The following is a 7,889-nucleotide window of genomic DNA, read 5'->3' on the forward strand; positions in this document are numbered from 1 at the left end:
GCTTCTCGGCGCTGCCCGGCGCGCGTCTCTACAAGACCGGCGATCTCGGGCGCTGGCTGCCGGACGGCACGCTCGACTATCTCGGCCGCAACGACTTCCAGGTCAAGATCCGCGGCTTCCGCATCGAGCTGGGCGAGATCGAGGCACGGATCGCCGCCTACCCGGGCGTGCGCGAGGTGCAGGTGATCGCCCGCGAGGACAGCCCGGGCGAGCGCCGCCTGGTGGCCTACCTGGTGCGCCAGGCGGGCAGCGCGCTATCGACCGCCGAGCTGCGCGCGACGCTGGCCGAATCGCTGGCCGAGCACATGGTGCCGAGCGCCTTCGTGGTGCTCGACGCCTTCCCGCTGACCACCAACGGCAAGCTGGATCGCCGCGCGCTGCCCGAGCCCGATTCGAGCTCGGTGGTCACGCGCGAGTACGAGGCGCCGCTCAACGAGACCGAGGCCAGGATCGCCGCGATCTGGCAGGACCTGCTGCACCTGGAGCGGGTCGGCCGCCACGACCAGTTCTTCGAGTTGGGCGGCCATTCGCTGATGGCGGTGCAACTGCTCGGGCGGGTCCGCAAGCATGCCGGCATCAAGGTCTCGCTGCGCGACTTCCTGGCCCGGCCGACCGTCGCGAGCCTCGCGGCGCTCGGCGGCCAGGCCGCGGCGGCGCCGCTGCGGGCGATCCCGCGCGCCGACCGCCAGGCCCCGCTGCCGCTGTCGTTCGCGCAGCAGCGGCTGTGGTTCCTCGATTCGCTCGATCACGCGATCGGCGCGGCCTACCACCTGCCGGTCGCGCTGCGCCTGACCGGCGAGCTGGACCGCGAGGCGCTGCTCGCGTGCCTGCGCACGGTGATCGCGCGCCACGAGATCCTGCGCACCAACTTCGTCTCCGACGAGCTCGGCCGGCCGCGGCAGCAAATCCACGCCGAGCCGCGCTTCGCGCTGGCCGAGCACGACCTGCGCGGCCTGCCGCGCGGCGAGCAGGACGCCGCGGTAGCACGGATCGGCGACGACGAGGCCGGCACGCCCTTCGACCTGGCCCGCGATCCGCTGATCCGCGGCCGCCTGCTGCTGCTCGATGCGCAAAGCCATGTGCTGCTGGTCACCCTGCATCACATCGTCTCCGACGGCTGGTCGACCGGCGTGCTGGTCGAGGAAGTCAGCCGCCTGTACGCCGCCCGCCTCGCCGCGCAGCCGGATCCGCTGCCGGCCCTGCCGCTGCAGTACGCCGACTACGCGGCCTGGCAGCAGGGGCGCCTCGGCGAGGAAGGGCTCGACCGCCAGGTGGCGTTCTGGCGCGACCAGCTGGCCGGCGCGCCGGCGCGGCTGGCGCTGCCGACCCGCGCGGCACGCCCGGCGGTGCAGCGCTATGCCGGCGCCAGCCTGCCCTTCGCGCTGTCGGCCGAGGCCAGCGCGGCGGTGCGCGAGCTGGGCCAGCGCCATGGCGCGACGGTCTTCATGACCTTGCTGGCGGGCTGGTCGGTCCTGCTCGGCCGCCTGGCCGGGCAGCAGGACGTGGTGATCGGCTCGCCGGTGGCGAACCGCCCGCGCGCGGACCTGGAAGGCCTGATCGGCTTCTTCGTCAATACCCTGGCGCTGCGCGTGAGCTTCGGCGACGGCATGAGCGTGGCCGAGCTGCTCGAGCAGGTCAGGACCACGGCGGCGGCCGCCTACTCGCACCAGGAAGTGCCGTTCGAGCAGGTGGTGGAGGCGCTGCAGCCCTCGCGCAGCCTGGCCCACAGCCCGATCTTCCAGGTCATGCTGAGCCTGAACAACACGCCGGCCACCGACCTGGCGCTGCCGGGGCTGGTGCTGGAATCGCTGGACCAGGCGCAGACCACCAGCCAGTTCGACCTGACCCTGTCGCTGGCCGACGACGGCGAGGTGATCGCCGGCGCGCTGATCTATGCCGCCGACCTGTTCGACGCGCCATTCGCCGTCAGCACCGGCGAGCGATTCGCCCAGGTGCTCGCCGAGATGGCGGCCGACCCGGGGCGGCCGATCGGCTCGCTGGTGCCGGAGCTGACGGCGCCCGCGCCGCGGGACCCGGCGCTCGAGGCCGAGCCGGCCCTGCCTGCCGGGGACGACGAAGCGGACGAGGCCGCGCACGACGGCGATGACACGCCGCGCGGCGAGATCGAGCAGGCCATCGCCGCGCTCTGGCAGCAGTTGCTCTCGCGCGAGCGGGTGGGCCGGCACGATCACTTCTTCGAGCTCGGCGGCATCTCCCTGATGGCGGTGCAGATGGTCTCGCAACTGCGCAAGAAGCTCGGCATGCCGATCGACATGCGCGACCTGTTCCGCAAGCCGACCGTGGCCGGCTTCGCGGCCTCGCTGCGCCGCGACGGCCAGGCCGCGCGTCACCCGAACCTGGTGCCGGTGCGCACCGGCGCCGGCACGCCGCTGTTCCTGGCGCATCCGGTGGGCGGCGGCGTGAAGTACGCGCACGACCTGGCGCCCTGGCTCGACGCCGGCATGCCGGTGTACGGCCTGGCCGCGCCGGGCTTCGGCGAGGGCGAGACGCCGCTGCGCGAGATGGCCGCGCTGGCCGGCGCGCACGTCGCGGCGATCCGCGCGGTCCAGCCGCAAGGGCCCTACCGGATCGCCGGCTGGTCGGCGGGCGGGCTGGTCGCCTACGAGATCGCGCGGCAGTTGCTCGCCGCCGGCGAGCAGGTGCAGTTCCTCGGCCTGATCGATGCGGCGCGGCCGGCTGCCGCCGCCGTCGCGCAGGCCTCGACGCTCGACGAGATCGCCTACCTGCGCGACTGGCTGCCCGAGCAGCTCAACGCGGACCTGCAGCAAGGCTTCGAGCGGCTCGCCGCCGAGCGCGACCTGCCGGCCCTGCTGTCGTTCGCCCAGGCCAACGGGCTGCTGCCGCCGGACATCCCGCGCGAACTCGACGCGGCCCTGCTGTCGCGCTACCTGGCGGTCGCGGCGGCCACCCAGCAGGCGGTGCTCGGCTACCGGCCGGAGCCGCTGCAGGCGCCGGTCACGCTGTTCGCCGCGGCCGGCGAGGCGCGCGAGGACGCCGCGCTCGGCTGGGCGCCGCTGCTCGGCGATCGCCTGCAACGGGTGCCGGTGGCGGGCACGCACATGACGGTGGTGGCCATGCCGCATGTGCAGGCGCTCGGCGCGGCCATCACGCAGGCGCTCGGCGTCGGCGTGGCGGGCGTGGTGGAGTAAGCACGAGCCCTGCCCGCGGCCGCCGCGGGCAGGGCTTCCCGACACCGCATGCCGACCTTGCCGGGACAGGGGACAGGGGACAGGGGACAGGGTCGCGGCCTGCGTCGACTGTCGCGCTTTGCGATGACAGACGCGGCCCGGATTCGATGTTTCAATCCTTCAAGCATCGGGCCGTTCGCGCCAGCGCGCGGGAACGGCCGCGAACGAATCTGCCGATACAGGGACACTCAATGACAGTCCGCAATGACGCCAGCGCCGGTCCGTTGGAATATCCGTGGAGCCTCACCGGCTTTCCCAACTACGAAGCCTCGGAGGAGATCGATTCGCTCGACGCGCGCGACCTCAGCCAGGAGGATTTCCACAAGCACTACGTGATGCAGAACCTGCCCTGCCGGGTACGCGGCGCGGCGGCGCACTGGCCCGCGTTCCGGGAGTGGCGCGATCCGGAATACTTCAAGCGGGCCGCCAACGACATCCAGGTGGAAGCGCGCCACTATCCCTGCTCGGAGCTGATCGCCTGGGTCAACGAGGACATCCGCCAGAAGCTGATCGACGACATCGGCACCAACATGAAGGGCATGCCCTTCCATGCCTTCCTCGACGAGATGAAGCTCAACGGCGGCCAGCTGGTGCTCGACGCCTGCGAGTTCGACGACAAGTCGCCGCTCGCGGAGCTGCAGCAGGACATCACCGGCTACACCTTCCTGCAGAACGCCGGCAAGCCGCGCGTCAACCCGCTGTACCGCGCCTTCCTGTATCGCGGCTCCTACACCGACTGGCACTTCCACGCCGCCGACGAGACCCTGATGACCCAGGTGGTCGGCGCCAAGGAAGTGCTGATCCTGCCGCCCGACGACGTGTCGTGGCAGGCCCTGCTGCCGGTGATCCGCGAGAACGGCTACCTGTTCGACGTCGACAGCCGGCGCTACGCGGGCTTCTCGAAGCTGCGGCCGTATCGCGTGCTGGTGGAGCCGGGCGATGCGCTCTACATCCCGGTGTTCTGGTGGCATGCGGTGGAATCGGTCGGCACGCAGTTCGGCGTGACGGTGGCCAGGACCTTCGCCTCGCCGCTGCACATCAACGGCGACTGGCAGTATCCGGCGGTCAGGAAACTCGCCCGCACCTACGCGCTCAGCCCGTTCGCGCCGCTGCTGGTCGGCGCGCTGGCCTATGCGCTGGCGCACAAGGTGCTGAAGCGGATCGGCTTGCGCTCGTCGCGACGCTGAGGTATCCCGAGCATCGCGGCGCCGCGCTCAGGCGGGACGTCCCCGCCTCGACGGCGCGCCCGCCGGCCCGAACCGCGATGCCATGCAGGCCCATGCAGGCGGCGCCGCCCCGGCGGGCGCGCCGCCCGCTGGTTCAGGCCGCCGCCTGCAGCGGCTCGCGCGACATCATCTCCCCCATCGCCACCACGATCTTGCGCGGCCCCTCGAAGGGATCGCGCGCATGCGCGGTCAGCATGTTGTCGAGCATCACCACGTCGCCGCGGCGCCAGTCGAAACGCACCGCGCAAGCCTCGTAGGCCCGGCCGATCAGCGCCATGTCCTCGTCGGCGATCGGCGTGCCGTCGCCGTAGCAGACATTGCGCGGCAGGCACTCGGCACCGACCAGCTCGATCAGGTCCTCGCGCACGCCCGGGCCCAGGCAGTAGGGATGATGCAGCTGCACCTGGTTGAAGAAGGCGCGCTCGCCGGTCGACGGATGACGGATCACGCCCGCGCAGCGCGTGCGCATCTGGAAGGCGTCGTCCTCGAGCCAGCGGAACTCGGTGCCGGCCGCGCGGCAGCGCGCCTCGACCACGGCGCGATCGTCGGTCTTGAAGAACTCGCGCCAGGACAGGTCGAGCTCCTCGGTGAAGGTGCGCACGTACAGCAGCGACTTGCGCTCGATGCGCTCGACCAGCTCGGCCGGCAGCACGCGGATCATCTCGCGGATGTCGACCAGCGGCGTCGCGCCGCCCACCGGCGAGGGCACCTCGCAATAGAACCACTGCTTGCGCGGCCAGCTCTCCAGGTGCGAGCTCTCGTTGTGGAACAGAATCATTTCCTGCTCGGGATACGGGGTCGAGCGGTAGATGTTGCGCCCGCCTTCCTTCTTCGGCAGATCGCCGTAAGTTCCGTGCAAGCCCGGCGAAAGCGCCTCGGCGAAGCGCTCGAAATCCTGCGGGGTGGGCAGCGCGAAGCCGCGGAACAGGATCGCCGCGTGCCGGCACAGCGCCGCGTCGACGGCCTCGCGATGGCGGCTGGCCCAGGCGACCGGATCGTCGTGCGCGCGCGCCGGCTCGAACACCACCGGCAGGCTCGCCCCGTCGCGCAAGGTGGAGATCCGCACGCTGCCGTCGAAGGCGGCCTCGGGGTACAGCGCCGACGCTTCGGAGCCCGTATCGATCGCGTCGAGGTCCGGTGCAAGGGTTTGGGAATTCATCAGCGACTCCTGTCCGGGGCCGGCGGCCCCGCCATGGTCCGGGTGCGCTCGCCATGACGATGCCGCGACGCCGGGAGGGTTGTGGACGCGGCCCTCGCGGCGAAGCACGACAGGAACCGCAGCTTACCTGTCAGGCATTAGAGCATCGGCCCCCGGGCCTGTCTGTACTCCATAGCGGGGACAAAAACGGCGCCCCGCCCCACGTCGCCGGCCGCGGGCGGCGATTGACGCTATCGCGCCACCTGCTATCGTGGTATTTAGTACATTGAATTTTCAGCTGAGAAACAATTCAAATTTTTATACGGATTTACACGCCATGGAAACATGAATCGTTAACCATTCCATGGTCGTCGATTGACGAATCCGGTTGTTTTTATTCCTGTCATCGAATCATAAGAAGATATTTCCGATTGATCATTTTTTCGTTATCCGATCGAATGGATGGGAAAGTTTCCTTCACCGCCAGGCCTGCAAATTCAATCGTCAAGAACAAAATGAAACTGAAAACCAGACCTGTTCTTCAGGTCGTCAATTCAGTATTTACGGCGCTTCGCGTCGATCGACAGTCCATCGTCTCGACGATGCGACGCCGGGGGAATTGATCGATATTAGGGGAATAAAAGGACCTGCGCAGGGGTTATCGATGAAGCCTGCGCGTTCGAGCGGACCGGACCGATCCGTCGAATCCGGAGCACCCGGGACGGGCTCCAGGCAACCGGCACCACGTGCCGGCATGCGCAACACACGACAGGGCTATCATGCGCGACAGCATCGTGAAACTTGGCAGGGTGATCTCGAACGTGGGGACCACCCGATTCTTTTCAGCCATGCAGCGCTTCATCAGCGGCACGGTCACGATCGACATGATGCACGTCTCGATCTGGCATACCGATCCGCACCTCGGCCGGCTGGTCGGCGCCTCGACCATCCACGGCATGGAACTGCACGACAGCGGCATCGGCCAGCGCCTGCCCGAGACGCTGATCGAGCAGATCCTCGATCCGGACGGCCCGCGGCTGATCCATCTCGCGCCGCGCCTGTTCGACGACGAAAGCGCGGTCACGCCGGCCCATCGCTGCATCATCCTGATGCGGCGCGTGCGCACGCATTTCGTGGTGTTCCTGCAGCGCGAGGCCGAACGCGGCGACTTTCGTCCCGACGAACTGGCCTCGCTCGGCGAGCTCTCGCAGGCGCTGCTGCCGCTGGTCGAGCAGCATGCCTCGATGCAGCAGCCCGCCACCGCGAGCGACGACGACGAGTTCTTCGCGCCGCCGGCCGGCGAGGCGAGCGCGGCCTTGCCCGACAGCGCCGCCGACACGCTCTCGCAGCGCTTTCGCGAACGCCTCGAGCAGCAGAACATCACGCTGTCCTCGCGCGAGCAGCAGGTCTGCATCCTGATCCTGTCGGGCTATACCCTGCCCGCGATCTGCGACGAGCTGGACCTGCGCGCCAGCACCATCGAAACCTACCTGAAGCGCGCCCGCATCAAGCTCGGCCTGAGCGGACGGCACGGCCTGTCGCGCTGGATGATCGAATGAACGCCTGAAGGCGGCGAAGGCAGCGTATCGCTCAGGCCGGCTCGCGGCTGGCGCGGGCGGCCTGGGCGACGCCCGCCTCGCGCACCACCTCGCGTCCCACCTCGCCGCTCGCCTGGGCCGGCGCCTCGTGCCGCGAGGCCGGGGACGACGACGAGGGCCGCAGGGGCCGATGCAGCAGCCGCCCCAGGCGCGCCTGCCCGCGGTCGAGCAGCATGAAGGCGACCGGCACCAGCAGCAGGCTCAGCAGGGTCGAGCTGACCAGCCCGCCGATCACGGTCACCGCCATCGAGGAACGGAACGCGTCGCCGCGCATGTCGAGCGCGAGCGGCAGCAGGCCCGCCATCATCGCCAGCGTGGTCATCACGATCGGCCGCGCGCGCTTGCGGCAGGCATCGACGATCGCCTCGGCGCGCGAGATGTCCGAGCCGCGCCGGGCGATCTGCACATGCTCCACCAGCAGGATCGCGTTCTTGGTGCTGAGCCCCATCAGCATCAGCACCCCCACCAGCGAAGCCAGCGACAGCCCCAGCCCCGGCAGCAGCGCGAGCGCGGCGGCCGCGCCGCCCAGCGAGAGCGGCAGCGCCACCAGCACGGTGGCCGGCAGCACGAAGCCGCCGAACAGCAGCACCAGGATCGCGCCTGCAGATGGCGCGCACCGGCACGCCCAGCAACCCGAACGTCGTGATCGGCCGCGACGGCTGGCTGTTCTACGACGAGTACTACACGCCGGGCCAGCCGCACTTCGCCTCGCTGTACG

4 protein-coding genes and 1 pseudogene (1 of these 5 running past the window's edge) are annotated in these 7,889 nt (G+C 70.0%); 3 read left to right on the forward strand and 2 right to left on the reverse strand.

Features of this window, described 5'->3' with window-relative positions; genetic code table 11:
• Together F3J10_RS07605 and F3J10_RS07610 are read left to right on the forward strand one after the other, a co-directional pair.
• Nucleotides 1-3,170: the 3' end of a non-ribosomal peptide synthetase gene (locus tag F3J10_RS07605; RefSeq protein ID WP_167241800.1), read on the forward strand. The gene continues 10,114 nt to the left of window position 1, outside the view; 3,170 of the gene's 13,284 nt are visible here — the last part of the coding sequence; its start codon lies off the left edge, out of view; its stop codon occupies nt 3,168-3,170.
• 230 nt (nt 3,171-3,400) lie between these two features.
• Entirely contained in the window at nt 3,401-4,396 is a 996-nt protein-coding gene (locus F3J10_RS07610; protein ID WP_025101673.1) for a cupin-like domain-containing protein, read from the forward strand.
• A 133-nt stretch (nt 4,397-4,529) separates the two neighbouring features.
• On the opposite strand, the gene F3J10_RS07615 is transcribed toward F3J10_RS07610, so the two are convergent.
• Nucleotides 4,530-5,594, reverse strand: coding sequence for a TauD/TfdA family dioxygenase (locus tag F3J10_RS07615; protein WP_025101674.1), 1,065 nt, complete (start codon nt 5,592-5,594; stop codon nt 4,530-4,532).
• Between the two features lie 758 nt (nt 5,595-6,352).
• Here F3J10_RS07615 and F3J10_RS07620 point away from each other — a divergent pair.
• Nucleotides 6,353-7,132 carry a helix-turn-helix transcriptional regulator gene (locus F3J10_RS07620; protein ID WP_084152638.1) on the forward strand — a complete coding sequence of 260 codons (780 nt, stop codon included), beginning with the start codon at nt 6,353-6,355 and terminating at the stop codon, nt 7,130-7,132.
• A gap of 31 nt (nt 7,133-7,163) precedes the next feature.
• Here the strand turns inward: F3J10_RS07620 and F3J10_RS07625 are convergent.
• Nucleotides 7,164-7,769 (reverse strand): annotated as a pseudogene (locus F3J10_RS07625) (efflux RND transporter permease subunit); the annotation flags it as partial.
• Nucleotides 7,770-7,889 lie beyond the last annotated feature (120 nt).

The sequence above is a fragment of the Burkholderia sp. Cy-637 genome, assembly GCF_011753175.1.
GTDB classification, from domain to species: domain Bacteria; phylum Pseudomonadota; class Gammaproteobacteria; order Burkholderiales; family Burkholderiaceae; genus Burkholderia; species Burkholderia gladioli.

Bases quoted from the DNA above. Each gene is read 5' to 3' on its own strand.
- F3J10_RS07610 (WP_025101673.1), top strand. From the start codon at position 3,401: ATGACAGTCCGCAATGACGCCAGCGCCGGTCCGTTGGAATATCCGTGG.
- F3J10_RS07615 (WP_025101674.1), bottom strand. From the start codon at position 5,594: ATGAATTCCCAAACCCTTGCACCGGACCTCGACGCGATCGATACGGGC.
- F3J10_RS07620 (WP_084152638.1), top strand. From the start codon at position 6,353: ATGCGCGACAGCATCGTGAAACTTGGCAGGGTGATCTCGAACGTGGGG.